The sequence below is a fragment of the Streptosporangium sp. OZ121 genome (assembly GCF_051918885.1).
Classification (GTDB): domain Bacteria; phylum Actinomycetota; class Actinomycetes; order Streptosporangiales; family Streptosporangiaceae; genus Streptosporangium.
In genome coordinates, this window is sequence record NZ_JBPXMC010000001.1 from 983,193 (window position 1) to 1,000,612 (window position 17,420).

The 17,420-nt window shown below is 70.9% G+C and carries 14 protein-coding genes; 7 read left to right on the plus strand and 7 right to left on the minus strand.

The genetic code is table 11. The features are described 5' to 3' along the window. The first annotated feature begins 239 nt into the window (after positions 1-239). A complete protein-coding gene (locus tag ACTOQ1_RS04595; RefSeq protein WP_440064636.1) occupies positions 240-854 on the plus strand; it encodes a GNAT family N-acetyltransferase in 615 nt (204 codons plus the stop codon). Positions 855-1,078: 224 nt separating this feature from the next. After that, positions 1,079-3,574 (plus strand): DNA gyrase/topoisomerase IV subunit A, encoded by a 2,496-nt coding sequence (locus tag ACTOQ1_RS04600; RefSeq protein WP_440064638.1) that lies wholly within the window; start codon positions 1,079-1,081, stop codon positions 3,572-3,574. Between the two features lie 276 nt (positions 3,575-3,850). Here the strand turns inward: ACTOQ1_RS04600 and ACTOQ1_RS04605 are convergent, their stop codons facing one another. Further along, a complete protein-coding gene (locus ACTOQ1_RS04605) occupies positions 3,851-4,216 on the minus strand; it encodes a VOC family protein (protein WP_440064639.1) in 366 nt (121 codons plus the stop codon). A gap of 165 nt (positions 4,217-4,381) precedes the next feature. Next, on the minus strand, positions 4,382-4,699 hold the full coding sequence (locus ACTOQ1_RS04610; RefSeq protein WP_440064640.1) for a hypothetical protein: 318 nt from the start codon (positions 4,697-4,699) through the stop codon (positions 4,382-4,384). Positions 4,700-4,865: 166 nt separating this feature from the next. Between ACTOQ1_RS04610 and ACTOQ1_RS04615 the strand changes: the two genes are divergently transcribed. Beyond that, on the plus strand, positions 4,866-5,360 hold the full coding sequence (locus ACTOQ1_RS04615) for a beta-class carbonic anhydrase (RefSeq protein WP_440064641.1): 495 nt from the start codon (positions 4,866-4,868) through the stop codon (positions 5,358-5,360). A 223-nt stretch (positions 5,361-5,583) separates the two neighbouring features. Here the strand turns inward: ACTOQ1_RS04615 and ACTOQ1_RS04620 are convergent, their stop codons facing one another. Next, positions 5,584-7,656: a DNA gyrase/topoisomerase IV subunit B gene (locus ACTOQ1_RS04620; protein WP_440064643.1), complete on the minus strand. Its 2,073-nt coding sequence runs from the start codon at positions 7,654-7,656 to the stop codon at positions 5,584-5,586. A 240-nt stretch (positions 7,657-7,896) separates the two neighbouring features. Between ACTOQ1_RS04620 and ACTOQ1_RS04625 the strand changes: the two genes are divergently transcribed. Beyond that, positions 7,897-8,127, plus strand: coding sequence for a DUF7455 domain-containing protein (locus ACTOQ1_RS04625; protein ID WP_030920243.1), 231 nt, complete (start codon positions 7,897-7,899; stop codon positions 8,125-8,127). Positions 8,128-8,144: 17 nt separating this feature from the next. Here the strand turns inward: ACTOQ1_RS04625 and ACTOQ1_RS04630 are convergent, their stop codons facing one another. Next, positions 8,145-8,903, minus strand: coding sequence for a GNAT family N-acetyltransferase (locus ACTOQ1_RS04630; protein WP_440064645.1), 759 nt, complete (start codon positions 8,901-8,903; stop codon positions 8,145-8,147). Between the two features lie 45 nt (positions 8,904-8,948). Here ACTOQ1_RS04630 and ACTOQ1_RS04635 point away from each other — a divergent pair, with 45 nt between their 5' ends. Further along, positions 8,949-9,689, plus strand: a complete 741-nt coding sequence (locus ACTOQ1_RS04635; RefSeq protein WP_440064646.1) for a YaaA family protein — start codon at positions 8,949-8,951, stop codon at positions 9,687-9,689. 77 nt (positions 9,690-9,766) lie between these two features. Here the strand turns inward: ACTOQ1_RS04635 and ACTOQ1_RS04640 are convergent, their stop codons facing one another. The 3 genes from ACTOQ1_RS04640 to ACTOQ1_RS04650 form a co-directional block, all read right to left on the minus strand. Next, positions 9,767-10,732: a hypothetical protein gene (locus ACTOQ1_RS04640; RefSeq protein ID WP_440064647.1), complete on the minus strand. Its 966-nt coding sequence runs from the start codon at positions 10,730-10,732 to the stop codon at positions 9,767-9,769. Positions 10,733-10,841: 109 nt separating this feature from the next. Next, positions 10,842-12,503, minus strand: a complete 1,662-nt coding sequence (locus ACTOQ1_RS04645) for an RNA polymerase sigma factor (protein ID WP_440064648.1) — start codon at positions 12,501-12,503, stop codon at positions 10,842-10,844. Between the two features lie 244 nt (positions 12,504-12,747). Then, positions 12,748-14,841, minus strand: coding sequence for a SpoIIE family protein phosphatase (locus tag ACTOQ1_RS04650; RefSeq protein ID WP_440064650.1), 2,094 nt, complete (start codon positions 14,839-14,841; stop codon positions 12,748-12,750). A gap of 674 nt (positions 14,842-15,515) precedes the next feature. Here ACTOQ1_RS04650 and ACTOQ1_RS04655 point away from each other — a divergent pair. Both ACTOQ1_RS04655 and ACTOQ1_RS04660 read left to right on the plus strand, forming a co-directional pair. Next, a complete protein-coding gene (locus ACTOQ1_RS04655; RefSeq protein WP_440064651.1) occupies positions 15,516-15,704 on the plus strand; it encodes a hypothetical protein in 189 nt (62 codons plus the stop codon). Positions 15,705-15,907: 203 nt separating this feature from the next. Beyond that, the gene (locus tag ACTOQ1_RS04660; protein WP_440064782.1) at positions 15,908-17,419 is read left to right on the plus strand and encodes a hypothetical protein; all 1,512 of its coding nucleotides are present in this window, start codon (positions 15,908-15,910) and stop codon (positions 17,417-17,419) included. Position 17,420 lies beyond the last annotated feature (1 nt).

A 17,420-nucleotide genomic window follows, 5' to 3' on the forward strand; every position in this document is an offset into this window, starting at 1 on the left:
GCGCCCGGCGCGGGCCGTACCGGACGGGAGCCGAGAGGAGTGATCGGCGGGCCTCCAGGCGCCCGGCAGACGCCCGATGAGTGCCCGACCGGTGCCCGGCGGGCGCGCGGCGGGTGCGCGGCGGGACTCCGTGAGGCGCCGCCGGGGGGCCGCGGCCCGTTCCACCGGCGCCACCGGCACCCGCGGCGCCGGGAGCTGGGGACCTGACGGGCTCCGAGCCGTGATTTGATGCATCCACTATGGACGTCACCACCTGGTACCTCGAACAGACCTCACGCTCGGACCTGCTGCCCGCCAAGCCGCCGTCGGTCGAGGTCGACGTCGTGCGCGCCGAGCTGCCCTCGCCCGAGTTCAACCGGTTCCTCCTCACGGCCGTCGGCGGGGACTGGCACTGGACCAACAAGCTGCCGTGGACCTGGAACGAGTGGGCGGACTGGCTGGCCGGCGGCGTGGAGACCTGGGTGGCCTACCACCGCGGCACCCCCGCGGGCTATGTCGAGCTCGTCCCCCAGGACGGCGGGACCGTCGAGATCGCCTCCTTCGGTCTCCTGGCGTGGGCGATCGGCAAGGGCATCGGCGGTCACCTCCTGGAGATCGGCGCGGCCAGGGCCTGGGACCTGGCCGACCGGCAGCCGGAGCGGGAGGCGACCCGGCGGGTGTGGCTGCACACCTGCTCCCTCGACAGCCCGGTGGCGCTCGCCAACTACAAGGCGCGCGGCTTCAGGGTCTACGACACCAAGGTGAACGTCCCCGGCGACGAGTACGAGGGTGAGACCCCCGGCCCCTGGCCGGGAGCGGGCCCCAGGACCCGAGGCCTCCCCGGCACATCGGCCGCCCCCGGCACGGCGCCGTAGCGGCAGTACCCACGGGCAGGCCGGGGAAGGCCCGGAAGTGTCGGATGGGCTGGGTATGGTATCGAGTCTCGGTATGATGCCCGGTCGCCCCCGTCACCGGCCTCCCACCGGACATCCCGGCCAAGGCTCCCCGGGGAGCCGGCGCCAACGGTTGGACCACGAAGACAGAAGGAGGATGCGCCTCCCCTCGGCCAGACGGCCGGGGCGCGCGCGCAGGAAATCAGATGGCTCGACGGACGACCACACCCCCGACCGACGAGGGCTTCGAGGAGCGGATCGTCGACATCGACGTTTCCACCGAGATGCGCACCAGCTTCCTCGAATACGCATATTCGGTGATCTACCAGCGTGCGCTGCCGGACGCCAGGGACGGCCTCAAGCCGGTCCAGCGCCGCATCCTCTACTCGATGAGCGAGATGGGCCTGCGGCCCGACCGGGGCCACGTCAAGTCGTCGCGCGTCGTCGGCGACGTGATGGGCAAGCTCCACCCGCACGGCGACACCGCCATCTACGACGCGCTGGTCCGCATGGCCCAGCCGTTCTCGATGCGCCTGCCGCTCATCGACGGGCACGGCAACTTCGGCTCCCCCGACGACCTGCCCGCCGCGATGCGCTACACCGAGGCCCGGCTGGCCTCGGCGGCCATGGCCGTGGTCCAGTCGATCGACGAGGACACGGTCGACTTCAAGCCCAACTACGACGGCCAGGAGACCGAGCCCACGGTCATGCCGTCGGCCTTCCCCAACCTGCTGGTCAACGGTGCCACCGGCATCGCGGTCGGGATGGCCACCAACATGGCGCCGCACAACCTCGTCGAGGTCGTCGCCGCCGCCCGCCATCTGATCAAGAAGCCCGACGCGACGCTCGACGACCTGATGCGGTTCGTCCCCGGCCCCGACCTGCCCACCGGCGGCACGATCATCGGCCTCGACGGCATCCGCGACGCGTACGCCAAGGGCCGGGGCACCTTCCGGATGCGCGCCAAGTGCGCCGTCGAGCAGGTCAGCCCCCGCCGCAAGGGCATCGTCGTCACCGAGCTGCCCTTCAACGTCGGCCCCGAGCGCGTGGTCACCAAGATCAGGGAGCTGGTCACCGCCAAGAAGCTCCAGGGCATCTCCGACCTCAAGGACCTCAGCGACCGGCACAAGGGCCTGAGCCTGGTCATCGAGATCAAGAACGGCTTCATCCCCGAGGCCGTGCTGGAGGAGCTCTACCGGCTCACGCCGATGGAGGAGACCTTCGGCATCAACAACGTCGCCCTGGTCGACGGCGAGCCGCGCACGCTGGGCCTGCGCGAGCTGCTGCAGGTCTACGTCGACCACCGCATCGACGTGGTCCGCCGCCGCTCCCTGTACCGCCGGCGCAGGCGCGAGGAGCGGCTGCACCTCGTCGAGGGCCTCATCGTCGCCCTGCTCAACATCGACGAGGTCATCCAGGTCATTCGCTCCTCCGACAACTCCGCCCAGGCCCGCGAGCGCCTGACGGAGGTCTTCGAGCTGTCGGAGACCCAGGCCAACTACATCCTCGACACCCCGCTGCGCCGCCTGACCCGCTACGACAAGCTGGAGCTCGACCGCGAGAGCCAGACCCTGCGCGACGAGATCGCCGAGCTGACCGCGATCCTGTCCTCCGACGACAGGCTCCGCAAGGTCGTCTCCGACGAGCTCGCCCAGGTCTCCAAGACCTTCGGCACCCCGCGCCGCACGGTGCTGCTGGAGTCCTCGGGGGTCACGAGGAACGTCTCGGTCCCCCTGGAGGTGGCCGACGACCCCTGCCTGGTGCTGTTCTCCTCCACCGGCCTGCTGGCCCGCACCTTCGACGCCTCGCCGCTGGCCGGCGACGGTGACCGCTCGTCCCACGACGTGCTGGTCTCCGCCGTGCGGAGCACGGTCAGGGGCGAGGTGGGCGTGGTCACCAACCAGGGGCGGATGATCCGGGTCCAGGTGGTCGACCTGCCCACGCTGCCCCGCTCGGCCAACCCGCCGTCGCTGTCCGGTGGCCACCCGGTCACGGAGTACGTCACCTTCAACCCGGGCGAGACGGTCGTCGGCATAGGCTCGCTCGATCCCGACGGGCCCGGCCTGGCGCTGGGCACGGCGCAGGGGGTGGTCAAGCGGGTCGTTCCCGACTACCCGGCCAACCGCGACGACTTCGAGGTGATCACCCTCAAGGACGGCGACACGGTGGTGGGCGCGGTGGAACTGGAGAGCGAGGACCACGATCTCGTCTTCATCACCTCCGAGGCACAGCTGCTGCGCTACTCCGCCTCCGTCGTCCGCCCGCAGGGCCGTCCCGCGGGCGGCATGGCCGGTGTACGGCTGGACGGCGATGCCGTGGTGATCTGGTTCGGCGCGGTCGATCCGGCCCGCGAGTCGCAGGTCGTGACCATCGCCGGTTCCTCGACGGCGCTGCCCGGCACCCAGATCGGCGGCGCCAAGATCTCCGACTTCGCCGAATATCCGCCGAAGGGCCGGGGCACCGGCGGGGTCCGCGTCCAGCGGTTCCTCAAGGGCGAGGACGTCCTGCTGCTCGCCTGGGCGGGCCCCGGACCGGCCCGCGCGGTCTCTGCCGTCGGCAAGCCCGTGCCCCTGCCCGAGGAGCTGGGCCGCCGTGACGGCTCCGGCGTACGGCTCACCCACACCGTCTCGGCCGTGGGCGGCGCCCTCGGCGCCGGAGGCGGCGAGGAGGGCTCGGCGGCGGCTCCCGCCCCCGAGGAGTGACCACCCGCCCGCGACAAAGGCCCCGGGGCCCCGCCAGGACGGCGGGGTTCCCGGGGCCTCGCGCGGCGAACCCTCGCGGGCTCCGAGATCACGGGAGGCGGCCGGCGGGCCGTGAGGGCCTCCGTGAGGGCCTCCGTGAGGGCCTCCGTGAGGCTTCCGGCCCCGAGGCCCCGGCGCGCACGGAGCGACATGCACGGGGACGGCCGGCCGGCCGCGACGCCGGGAGCCCGCCGGACGCCAGGATCGGCCCGGAGGCCCTGAGATCACTCAGGAGGGTCAGTCGACGCACAGGCAGAACGGGTGCCCGGCGGGGTCGAGAAAGACCCGGAAACCCTCGTTCTCGCCCGGCTGGTACGGGTGTTTGGACGCGCCCAGCGCCAGCGCCTCCTTCTCGGCCTCGTCGAGGTTCTCGACCGTCAGATCGAGGTGAAACTGCTGGGGCCGCTCGGTGGTGGGCCACTCCGGCGGCCGGTAGTCGTGGACCAGCTGGAAGCAGAGGCGTCCGGGCCTGCCCCCGGTGACCACCACCCACTCGTCCTCGACGCTGGCGACCTGCCAGCCCAGGAGCGCGCTGTAGAAGTCGGCCAGTTGCTTGGGGTCCGGGCAATCGAGAACGATCGACCTCAGCTGCGCGATTCCCATGCTTCCTCCCAGACTCGGCACCGACGAAGATCCTATGGCGGTGTCACCGGGAGCCTCAACGGCTGCCGTACCGATCGGCCAGGGGCACGCGGGGCGCCCCGGCCCGGTGCCACGGCCACGGTCCGGGTCCGCCTTTCCCTGGCGGACGGGCTGAAACCCGGGCTCTCAGGTGAGCACGCCCTGGAGCGCGAACCGGATCGCCATCAGCAGTTGCCAGGGCTCACCCGACTCCCAGAAGCGGACGACCCGGGCGACCCGGTCCGTCGGCTCGAACTCACCGGTCCCCTGGGGGCCGAAACACCCCGCCTCCGCGAGAACGGCCACAAACGGGTCGTCGTCCTTGAGCGACCGCGTGTAGACCGCCGCGTCGAGCAGGGCCAGCGCCGAGCGCGCGTTGCGGCCCCCGTCCCTGGCCTCGACCCGGTCCAGCTTTCGCCTGCCCTGGTCACGAAGATAGTCGGCCAGCGATTCGGTCCTGCTCATCAGCCTCTCCACACTTCCGGACGTTGGGTGACGACATCATGACCTAGAGTGATAGGCGACGGCGGGATCTTGGTGAAGTCGTCACCAGGTGCGCCCCCGGCAACGTTCCGGAAACGGGCATGAAGCATCATTAGTCCGTTGATTGCGCCGACCGAAGGGTGCGCACGTGAGTGCTTTTGACGACCTGCTGACCGCCAACGAGGAGTTCTCCGCCACGTTCACCGACGCCGGACTGACCGGCAGGGCCGCCTGCGGCCTCGCCCTGGTCACCTGCATGGACTCGCGGATCGATCCGCTGGGGCTCTTCGGCCTGAAGCCGGGCGACGCCAAGATTCTCCGGAACGCCGGGGCCCGGGTCACCGACGACGTCCTGCGCACGCTCGTCCTGGCGGTCAACCTGCTGGGCGTGGAGCGGGTGCTGGTCATGCCGCACACCGACTGCGGCATGAACAAGGTCACCGACGACGAGGTGCACGCGATCGCCGCCCGGCGCGGCGTCGACACCCGCAGCCTGGACTTCCACACCGTCCCCGACCAGGACGCGGCGCTCCGTCATGATCTCGTACGGATCAGGACGAGCCCGTTCCTGCCCGTCGGCATGCCGGTCGGCGGGGCCATCTACGACGTGCGCACCGGCAAGCTGATGCCGGTCGAGATCTGAACCTCGTGATCCGGGCTTCGTGATCCGAACCTCGTGATCCGGTCCCGGCAGGGGCCGGATCCCGGTTTCACGATCGGCCGTGCTCGCCTGCGTTCGAAGGCACCGGGCCCGGCGGACGACTCACGGGCACGCCCGATCGGCGGCGGCCCGATCGGCCGATCGGGCCGCGGAGCTCGCCGTCAGCCGTCCGCGCCGGGGAATCACCCGGCGGGGACGGTCACGGTCACGCGTCGATGTGGTCGCGGTCGATCTCGGCCGCGCTGCTCACGATGAACTCCCGGCGCGGGGCCACGTCGCTGCCCATCAGGAGGGCGAAGATGCGCTCGGCCTCCTCGATGTCCTCGATGCGGACCCGGCGCAGGGTGCGGTGCCGAGGCTCCATGGTCGTCTCGGCCAGCTGGTCGGCGTCCATCTCGCCCAGGCCCTTGTAGCGCTGGATCGGGTCCTTCCAGCGCTTGCCCCGGCGCTCCAGGTCGCGCAGCACCCGCTGCAGCTCGGCGTCGGAGTAGCAGTAGACGTACTTTCCATGACCGCGCGTGGGGTTGATGACCTCGATGCGGTGCAGCGGCGGCACGGCGGCGAAGACCCGCCCGGCCTCGACCATCGGCTTCATGTAGCGGTGGAACAGGGTCAGCAGGAGGCAGCGGATGTGCGCCCCGTCGACGTCGGCGTCGGCCATCAGGATGACCTTGCCGTAGCGGGCGGCCTCGATGTCGAAGGAGCGGCCGGAACCCGCGCCGATGACCTGGATGATCGCGGCGCACTCGGCGTTCTTGAGCATGTCGGCGACGGACGCCTTCTGCACGTTCAGGATCTTGCCCCGGATCGGCAGCAGCGCCTGGAACTCCGAGTTGCGGGCCGCGCGGGCGGTGCCCAGCGCCGAGTCGCCCTCGACGATGAACAGCTCGCTGCGGTCGACCTCGTCGCTGCGGCAGTCGACCAGCTTGGCGGGGAGCGCCGAGTTCTCCAGGGCGGTCTTGCGTCGCTGGTTGTCGCGGTGCTCCCGGGCGGCGATGCGGGCCTTGGCCGCCGCGACGATCTTCTCCAGGACCGCGCGGAGCTGCGCCTTGGCGTTGCGCGGCGGGTTGGCGAGCAGTTCCTTGAGCTCTCGCGAGACGACGTGGGCGACGATCCTGGAGGCCGCGGAGGTGCCCAGGACCTCCTTGGTCTGGCCCTCGAACTGCGGCTCGGGCACCCGGACGGTCACCACGGCGGTGAGGCCCTCCATGATGTCCTCGCGGGTCACCGGGGCGTCGCCGTTCTTGAGCAGGCGGGTCTCGCGCAGCTGCTCGTTCAGGGTGCGGACGAGGGCGCGCTCGAAACCGTTGACGTGGGTGCCGCCCTTGGGGGTGGCGATCACGTTGACGAAGGAGCGGACGGTGCTGTCGTAGCCCTTGCCCCAGCGCACCGCCACGTCGACGGTGAGCTCCCGCTGGACCTCGGTCGGGGTCATGTGCCCCAGGTCGTCGAGGACCGGAACGGTCTCGTGGAAGTGGCCGGCGCCCTGCAGGCGCAGCACCTCGCAGACGGCCTCGTCGCGGGCGAGGAACTCGGTGAACTCCGAGATGCCGCCGTCGAAGTGGAACTCCTCCTCGACGGCCTCCTCGCCGCGGCTGTCGCGCACGGCCAGGGTCAGGCCGGGGACCAGGAACGCGGTCTGGCGGAGGCGGACGTGGATCTCGTCGAGGGAGACCTCGGCCTCGGGAAGGAAGATCTGGTGGTCGACCCAGAAGCGCACGCGGGTGCCGGTGACGTTCTTCGCCACGGCGCCGCCGTCGCGCAGCCCGGACTTCTTCTTGAACTTGGCCTTGGGGCCGTCGCCGTCGAAGACGCCGGGAACGCCCCTGCGGAAGCTGATCTCGTGGATCCGGCCGTCGCGGTCGACCTCGACGTCCAGCCGCGAGGACAGGGCGTTGACGACGGAGGCGCCGACGCCGTGCAGGCCGCCCGAGGCGCCGTAGGAGCCGCCGCCGAACTTCCCGCCCGCGTGGAGCTTGGTGTAGACGAGCTCCACGCCCGCCAGGCCGCTCTTGGGCTCGACGTCGACCGGGATGCCCCGGCCGTCGTCGCGGACCTCGATGGAGCCGTCGGGGTGAAGCTCGACCTCGATGCGGCTGCAGTAGCCGGCCAGGGCCTCGTCGACCCCGTTGTCCACGATCTCCCACAGGCAGTGCATGAGACCGCGGCTGTCGGTCGACCCGATGTACATGCCTGGACGCTTGCGGACGGCTTCCAGACCCTCCAGCACCGACAGGTGGCGGGCCGTATAACCCGTCTCCGCGCTAACTGCGGTCACGCCCACTCCCACTCTGTCGAACACGTGTGCGCAGCTTACCGTTCTTCCCACCACGACGCGTACAAGCTTGCCATCCGGTGGGCACAGGTGTTACATCCGGCGTGATCATCGTTACTTTCGGACACTTTCCGCTCTGGGCGTAGCAGGGGGTCGGTTGGGAACGTTCGTATCGGGTTAGATGTTCTCTCAAGTGACTGACGCCAGATCCTCCACCTCAGGGGATGACCTGAAAGGCGATACGTGACTGGAACCCTCGCCCCCGCCAAGCAGCTCACAGCTGCTGACCGCTGTGACCGGTGCGGCGCCCAGGCTTACATCCGCGCGACCCTGCCCGTAGGTGGGGAGCTGCTGTTCTGCGCCCACCACGGGCGGCAGCACGTGGCCGTGCTGCGAGACAAGGGCGCCAACATCCAGGACGAGTCCGCTCGTCTCAGCGACGCCCCGGCAACGGCAGGCAACGACGAACGATAACCAGACGAATGGAGCCATCATCGGACCCGATAGTGATATCGGCCCGCCACCGTGAAGCCCTGCCGCTCGTAGAGCGCCCTGGCAGCGGTGTTCGACTCCACTACGACTAAATATGCCCGCTGTGTGCCCTGCGCCCGCGCATGCGAGAGCAGGGCACGCAACATCTTCCGTCCATGCCCCCGGCGCCGCGCGTGCGGCAGTACGGCCATGGAGTAGATCCCGAACCACTCCCCCTGGACCACGCCCCGTCCCACGGCCTCCCGGCCGAGCGAGGCGTATACGGCGGGCACGCCGGTGAGGATCCGCGCGGCCGTCACCAGACCGTCGCCACCGAACCTCCCGTCCACGCTCCACCAGGCGTCCAGCCACGCCTGCGAGGGCGCCTCAGCGAGCTCGACCCTCTCCCTGGCCCCTTCGTGCTCTCCGGCCTCCCGCGAGCCTCCGGGCTCCTCAGGCGGCCCGTCCCCGGGCGCGAGGCGCGCCGTCATGATCAATGTGGGGTCCACCACCCGGTAGCCGCGCGCCCGCAGTGACGCGTCCAGGCCGGGCGTGGCGCCGCCTCCCACCGAGAAGACACAGGGCAGGCCCCGGTCGGCGTAGAACTTCTCGGCTCTCTCGATGCCCGTTCGAAGATCCTCCGGCTCGCCCAGCGGCAGCACGGAGTTGGCCCGCTTGGTCACCCCGTCCGCGGCGCGCAGCGTCCAGCCTCCGGCGTCCACCCGCTGGATCGCCGGCCAGGCCTGGTCGACCAGCCGGTCGAAGACCTCATCGATCATGCTGAAGGATCCTAACCCCCGATCGTCCCACTACGCTCGGCGACTGTGCTGATTCTGCTGCCTCCGTCCGAGGGGAAGGCCGCGCGGGGCGACGGCCCGGCCCTCGACCTGCCCGGACTGAGCTTTCCCGCTCTCGGCTCGCCCAGGGAGACCGTCCTGGACGCGCTCACCGAGCTGTGCCGGGACCCTGCCGCGCGGGACACCCTCGGCCTGTCGCCGGGACAGGCCGGTGAGGTCGGCAGGAACCTGCTCCTGCGGACCGCGCCGACGCTGGCCGCGGCCGACCTGTACACCGGCGTGCTCTACGACAACCTCGGCCTGGCCTCGCTGTCCCCCGAGGCGGCGGCACGGGCCTCGGAGAGCCTGCTGATCTTCTCCGGCCTCTGGGGCCTACTGCGGATCGGCGACCGCGTGCCGCCGTACCGGCTGTCGATGGGGGTGCGGCTGCCGCCGCTCGGCGGCCTGGGCGCCTTCTGGCGCCGGTCGGTCACGCCGCTGCTCGACGCCGCGCCCGGCCTGGTCGTGGACCTGCGCTCCAGCACGTACGCGGCGGCGTGGCAGCCGGGCGGGCGGGCGGTGGCGGTCCGGGTGCTCAGGGACGGGAAGGTGGTCAGCCACATGGCCAAGGCCACCCGCGGCGTGATCGCCCGCTCTCTGCTCGAGGGGGGCGTCGATCCGGGGAGCCCCGAGGAGCTCGCCAAGGTTCTGGATCACCTGGGCCACTCCGTCGTCCTCGGCGCGCCGCCCGCCGGGAAACGGCCGTGGACGCTCGACGTCATGGTGTGATCCTCCGCGGGCGCGCCGGGGCCGCGCCGGGGACGGGATCCGGCGTGTCCCGCCGCGCCTGAGGACCCGGGCCGGGTTCACGCCGCGACGAGGTGGAGCCGCCCGCAGGCCCGCTGGAACTGCTGGGCGGGATCCCCGAGGTAGGACCACGGCAACCGGCTGACCCTGCCTCCCGTCCGCATCAGGTGCCCGCGCGCGGGCCGCCGCAGGTCGGCGAGGTAGAAGGCGGCCCCGAACAGGTTGTGCGCCTCGACCGACCGGGGATGGCCGTCCCGGCCCGGCCAGCGACCCGAGTGCGAGACGACCTCGCGCAGCGCCTCGTCGGAGAACCAGCCGCCGCGCGACATCGGCGACCGCTCGGCGGCCACCCGCTCGAAGTGGGCCAACGGCATCAGGGACGCCATCGGATCCCCGTCCGGCGCCCGCGAGACGGCCTGCCTGGCGAACTCCAGCATCTCCTGGGCACTGCCGCCCCAGGCGGGGGACAGCATCATGAGCCGGGCCACGTTGGCCGGGAACAGCGTCGGATAACGGCGAACGGCCTCGTACCAGACCGCGTCCTTCTCCTGGCGCGGCCGGTCGAGACCGAGGTAGAGCCACATGATCGACTCCCAGGGCACCGGATCGGACGGCTCGAGCGACGCCGCGGTGAAAAGCGGCCCCCTGGCCGACTCCATCGCCTGCTGGAACGCCTGCACGCGCCGCGCCTGCACGGCCCGCGCCCTGGCATCCGGTTTGATCGTCCAGGCTTCCTCGATGCGGGTGCGCCCGAGCCAGAGCCAGAGGTCGGGATTGGCCCGGTCGCGGGCCGCCAACGCCTCTATGGCACGGCTGTGGCCGACGGCCGCCCTGGCCAGCGCCTCGACCCTGAGCGCACGCCTCTCCGGATCGCCGCGAGCCGCGCCGATCGTGATCGGACCGGCCTCGAACGCCTTCCGGCGGACCGCGGCGACCGCGTCGTCGAGCATCGCGTCCGCCCACGGACGATCGACGATCACCTGCAGCCCCCGGGCGCGAATCCTGTCAGCCTCGGCCACACCCATGAGGCGGCAGCCTAGAAGTCCGTTTCACCCGACGTGCTACCGACCCGTTACACCGGCGTTAACGACAAAGGGTCCGCACCGTACGGTGCGGACCCTTTGTCAGGAAGGATCAGTCGAGATAGTCGCGCAGCACCTGCGACCGGGACGGGTGGCGGAGCTTGGACATCGTCTTGGACTCGATCTGCCGGATGCGCTCGCGCGTCACCCCGTAGACCTTGCCGATCTCGTCCAGCGTCTTCGGCTGACCGTCGGTCAGGCCGAACCGCATCGAGACCACGCCCGCCTCGCGCTCGGACAGCGTGTCCAGAACGGAGTGGAGCTGCTCCTGCAGAAGCGTGAAACTGACCGCGTCCGCGGGAACGATGGCCTCGGAGTCCTCGATGAGGTCACCGAACTCGCTGTCCCCCTCCTCACCCAGCGGGGTGTGCAGGGAGATCGGCTCGCGACCGTACTTCTGGACCTCGACGACCTTCTCGGGGGTCATGTCGAGCTCGCGCGCCAGCTCCTCCGGGGTGGGCTCGCGGCCCAGGTCCTGGAGCATCTGCCGCTGGACGCGGGCCAGCTTGTTGATCACTTCGACCATGTGGACCGGGATGCGGATGGTCCGCGCCTGGTCGGCCATGGCACGGGTGATCGCCTGCCGGATCCACCACGTGGCGTAGGTGGAGAACTTGTAGCCCTTGGTGTAGTCGAACTTCTCGACCGCGCGGATCAGGCCCAGGTTGCCCTCCTGGATCAGGTCCAGGAAGAGCATGCCGCGCCCCGTGTAGCGCTTGGCCAGCGAGACCACGAGGCGGAGGTTGGCCTCCAGCAGGTGGTTCTTGGCCCGGCGGCCGTCCTCGGCGATCCACTCCAGCTCGGCGCGGACGTCGACCGGGAGCTTCTCGCCGTCGGTGCCGAGCTGCTCCTCGGCGAACAGGCCGGCCTCGATGCGCTTGGCGAGCTCGACCTCCTGCTCGGCGTTGAGCAGCGGGACCTTGCCGATCTGCTTGAGGTAGTCCTTGACCGGGTCCGCGGTGGCACCGGCGGCGGCGACCTGGGGAACCGGGGCGTCATCGTCGTCGTCGGTGAGGATGAGGACCTCGTCCTCGTTCACCTCGACGGCCTCGACCTTGGGCTCCTCCTCGGCCTCGGCCTCGGCCTCCACCTCGACCTCGGCTTCGACCTCCACCTCTACCTCGACCTCGGCCACGGCCTCCAGGTCGAAGTCCTCGATCTCGACGTCCTCGAGGTCGATGACCTCGTCGTCGTCACCGGTGACCGGCTTCGGCGCGGACGCCGGAGCGGGGCCCCCGGCCTCGGGCCCGGCCTTCTTCGGCGGCGGGGCGGGAACCGGCTTCTTGGCGGCCGGGGCGACCTTCTTGGCCGGAGCCGCCTTGGCGGGGGCCGCCGGCTTCTTGGCCGCGGTCGCGGCGGACTCGGAGCCGCTGACGACCGCGGTGACGGTCTCCGGCTGCTCCTTGGCCGCCGCGGCGGTCTTGGTCTTCTTGACGGCGGCGGGCGCGGCCGGGGCAGTGCGGCGCTTGGCGGGAGTGCGGGGCTTCTTGGGAGCCGCGGAGTCCTCGGCGGTCAGCCGTACTGTGATGCCCTCTTTGCTGAGGCTTCGCAGGATTCCAGCGACCTGCGCCATCGGAATGTCCGCTTCCTCGACGGCCTTGCGGACATCCTCGGACTCGAGGAACCCCTGCGAGCGCCCCCGCTCCATCAGCTGCTGAATGACGGGCTCGTTCAGCTCGGATGGCTTCGAGCGAGTCGAACTTGCAGGCGACACGAACACCTCTCGAAGGAAAGCGTGACGAGAATGGACCCAGATGCCCAACTAGGGGCAGTTTTACCTCTAGTTGTGATTAACGAGGCCGCGCGAACCGCGACGCACCTGTCCAGCATTGTGGCATGACACCGTGATCCATACGGCCGCCTCCTGGCGGTTGCCCTCCACCCTAGGCCGACCAAGAGAGTAGTGCGTACGGAAGCGAGGCACCGATACCCGAAAGCAACCGTTATGACTGTTTCATTCAGTCACTCTTCGTGGCGAGAGGAACGTGAATCGCGAGCACCGTGACGTCGTCATCCTGCTCATACCCGGACAGCATGCGATCTACAAGAAAATCTAGCAACATGTGGGGGCTTCCCACCACTTCGGCCGGCGCTTCGGTCACAACAGAGCAAAGATCGGCAAGTCCGGCATCGAGACCACGCTTCCGGTTCTCCACCAGACCGTCCGAATACAGGACAGCAGTGTGGCCTGGCGGGACGCAGAACCTGAACTGCCGGCGGCTCGTGGGCCAGCCCAGCGGGGTGCCGGGCTCGCCGTCGCACAGCAACGGCACGCCCTGCGGGGAGACCAGCAGGGGCGGCGGGTGCCCGGCGAGCGCCAGCGTGCCCTCTCCGGTGCCCGGCTCGACGACCATGTAGGCGAGGGTCGTGACCTGCTCCTCCTCCTCGGTGGCCTCGAAGACCCTGTCGAGGCCGGTGAGCACCGCCGCGGGCGGCGGGTTGGTCAGCGCCAGGGCCCGCATGGCGTTGCGGATACGGCCCATCCCGGCCGCGGCCTTGACGCCCTTGCCCATGACGTCGCCGACCACCGCCGCGACCCGGCCGTCCTGGAGCACGAACGCGTCGTACCAGTCGCCGCCGACCTGCACGTGGCGGCTTCCCGAGCGGAACCGCTGGGCGAGGACCAGGCCCCGGACCACCGGCAGGCGGTCGGGCAGCAGGCTGCGCTGGAGCGTCTCGGCCGTGCGGTGCTCGCGCTCGAACAGGGTGGCCCGCTCCACGGCGAGGGCGCACTGCCCCGCGAGAGCCTCCAGGAACACCCCGTCCTCCTGGGAGATCTTCTGCGGGCGGGTGAAGGAGAACCTCAGCGCGCCGAGCGCGCGACCTGCGGCCAGCAGCGGCAGGCCCACCCAGGCCCGCTCGTCGCTGTGGGCGATGAATCCGGTGATGGCCTCGTTGTCGCCGCCCGCGTCGACCAGCTGGGACCGCAGGCTCTCCGGCGACTCGGCGAAGACCGGGCGCCGGCTGTTGACCGCCATGGTCATCACGCTGGAGTGCGACAGCGGGATCTCCTCCCCGGGCGCACCGGGGACGTCGGGGATGCCGCCGCTGTTGACCAGCTTCAGCGCGGCCCGGTCGACGTCGAGCAGCGCCACGGCCGAGCGGTCGGCCGCCAGCGCCGTACGGCCCACGTCGATGATGACCTGGACCACCTGCTCGACGGTGAGCGCCTCGGCGAGCATCGCCGTGGCGCCCTGCAGGCGCGCGGTCCGCAGGGCCGCGGCACCGAGCTGGTCGGTCAGGCGGCCGCGCATCTCCTCGGCCTCGCGCTGCGGGGTGACGTCGGTGTTGGCGCCCACCCACTCGACGACCCGGTTGTGCCGGATGATCGGGACGGCGCGCACCTCGAAGTGCCGGTAGCCGCTGGCCCGGGTGCGGACCCGGTAGCTCCACTCGAACATGATCCGGCCGCGCAGCGCCTCGCGCCACGCCTCCTCGGTGTGCGGGCGGTCGTCGGGGTGGACGGCCTCCAGCCAGCCGTGGGTGAGGTATTCCTCGAGCCCCTGGCCGGTGATGGCCCGCCACTGCGGCGCGTCCTCCTCCACCACGCCGTTGGGCGCGGTGATCCACACGAGCTGGGACTGGGCCTCGACCAGCGAGCGGTAGCGCTCCTCGCTGCGCCTGAGGTCCTCCTCGACCTGCCTGCTGTCGGTGATGTCGACGCCGACCAGGCAGATCGCGCGGAGCGCGCCCTTGTCGTCGTGGATCGGGGAGAAGGTCAGCGACCAGTGGTGGGTCCGCCCGTCGGCGGTGCGCACGCGGATCCGCTGGTCGCCCTCGACCTCGGCCCCCGCGACGATGCCGCGCACCGAGCCCTCGATCAGGGCGGTCAGGTCGGCGGAGAGCAGCTCGCCGGGGGCCCGGCCGACCAGGCGCTCGGCGGGCAGGCCGACCACGTCGGCGAAGACCTCGTCGACGCGCTCGAAGCGGCCGTCGGGGTCGAAGAACGCGAAGGCGAACGGCGACTGTGAAAGCAGGCCCTGCAGCAGGCCGGAGTCTGAGATGTCCACACCCGACTCCCGGGGACGGGGCACGGAGGTTTCGGCGCTCATGGTCGGCACCTCCGTCGCGTGCCAGGGTCTCCCACGAGGCACATCTCCAAACTTGCGAATTGGCGTAGCGCGGCTCCGGGGGACCGGATCCTGGAGTACATCATCGGCGATGGGCAGGTGCGGACGGAAGCCCCGCCCAGGATGCGGTCCGCGCACCCCGGGAACACCGCCGCTCCGATCACCGGAACCCTCGCACCGGCGCGAGGGGGCCCCCGCACGAGCGCCGACCGGCCGGCGTTGTGCCTCCGAACGTTTGCGGCCAGGACCATAGCAGGATCGGGCCGGACCGTCCCGGCAACTGCCCACCTCATCTCCGTCGGGCTTGCAGGCGAGATCAGGCTACTGACTCGCCGTCAATTCGGCTCCCTGTTCGGGGACACTCACTTACTCCCCTGTTGCAGGATTCAGTCAAGACACGGGGCCAGCTTTCCATATCACGGCGCCAAGGGTTGACACTCCCGAGATAAGTTGTGGAATGAAAACGCACGTCCTCGCCGACACATCCGGGGGATGCCCCCGGGAAACTCCGGAGGAATGCGACATCCATGCCCGTTTTGACTACCCGCTTCGCCGGGCCCTCCCCGACCCTCGCCGCGCCTTCAGCGCCTTCAGCGCCTTCAGCGTCCTCGGCGTCCGCCGCGTCCTCGGCGCCTCCGACGGTCCTCCACGAGCCGGTGACCTCTCACCTGGCCGCCGAGTTCCTGACGGTTCCCGTCGACACCGTCGACAGGTGCGTGGCCGACGTCTGCGCCTGTGCCGAGCATCTCGGCATCGAGGCGACGGCCGAGGTCGTCGAGCGCGTCGCCCGCGAGCATTTGCTCGCCCTCGTCAACTCCGCGCCGCCGCCCCGCGGTCCCCGGTAGCATCGGGAGCACCCGGCCGTCTTCTACGCACCGTTTGGACCGGGAATGCGAGAAGGTTGGGACGTGAGCGAGGGAAGCGAGCGGGCCAATCGACGCGGCGGCGTCCGCGACGGGCTCGCGCGCCCGACGGGGGAGGCTGCTTGAGCCGGCGACATCGTCGAGACCTTAGGGAGAGCCAGTCCCCCGAGGCGGTCTTCTCCGAGATGTTGCTCGCCGCTCGCGAGCTGCTGGCCGTACGCAGCCCGCTGGACGCCGAGCTCATGGTCTCCGACATGGTCGGAGCCTGGTGGGGGCGCCGGCTGCGACGCGGGGACGCCGAGCAGGTCCTCGGTGAGGGCCTGGTCGACTACGCGGCCAAGGCCGGCTCGCCCGCCGCGCTCACCCTGCTGATCGCGCTGGCCTACCTCGGCACGGCCCGCCAGGCCGCCAAGGCGGAGGGCGCCGCCCTGGCGCTCATGGAGCGCGGCGTGGCCAGGCCCCGCTGGGCCGACCGGCTGGGCGTGGTCAAGACGAACGGCTGCTTCGTCTCCCGCGACGCGTACGGCGACCAGGACACCGTCGTGTGCACCTTCGGCTACCGGGGTGCCGACAGCGTCGAGGACCGGCACGCGCTGGTGGTGATCGTCGACTACAACATGCGCGGCATCGCCCGCGACGCCTGGGTCTCCTCGCACGTCGACAAGCTGCTGGAGCAGGCCAGGGCCGAGGCCGAGGGCAACCCGATGCTCAGGTTCGGGGAGATCGAGCCGCAGCAGGCCAGGGCGCTGCTCGAATCGGCCATGAAGGCCACCGCCGAGTACGGCCAGCGCAGGACGTCCGCGCCGGTCAGCGACAGCTACAGCGCCTACCACGCCTTCGCCAGGTCCCGGATCAAGGCGCTGCCGCCCGGCAGGAAGCGGCCGGCCCCGCTGCACAGCGAGGCCCCCTACAGCCGCGACCGCCGGGCGATGCTGGCGGCCGAGTTCCTCTCCTCGGACGCGGCCGAGCACCTGTCCGACCCCTCGGCGGCCTCCCGGTGCGCCGACCACATCATCGACTACGGCTGCGACCAGGATTTCGGCCGCCCGCTCCGGGTGAGCCCGACCAAGTGCGAGACGTTCCTCCTCGACTGGCTGCCGCGCAAGGTGATGCTCACCACCGCCGAGCAGGAGGCGGTGCCGCACGTGCTGGGCGCGTGGGCGCGGTTCGCCGCCGGCCGGACCGGCCTGCCCGACGAGGGGCTGCGGGCCACCCTCGACGCGGTCTGGGAGGCGACCGGCAAGTTCGCGGAGTCCTACCGCGATCCGACGACCTTCGGGCTCGACCGTGACCTGCTCGACCGGCTGCTGCCGGACGGCGACCTGTCGGCACTGGCCAGGCGGGTGTTCGCGTTCCCCTTCCTGCAGGGCACGCACGGCGAGATCAAGCTCAGCCTGCTCAACCCGGCCGACGACACCGACCGGCGGATCCTGCTGGGCATCGACCACGCCGGTGAGCTCGACCGGCGCGACTACGACGAGCACCTCGCCTGGCACGAGGAGATCGCCGCCCGGCTCTGGGAGGGCGACCCGCCGCAGCTCTGGGAGGCGGCGCAGCGGCTGCTGGACCTGGGCCACGACCGGCACGACGTGCTGCACGTGCTGATCGAGATCGCCGAACGCATCGGGGACGACCCCGAGGAGCTGGCCATCGCCCTCGATGACATCGCGGACATTCCCGACGAACCCCCGGTGTAGG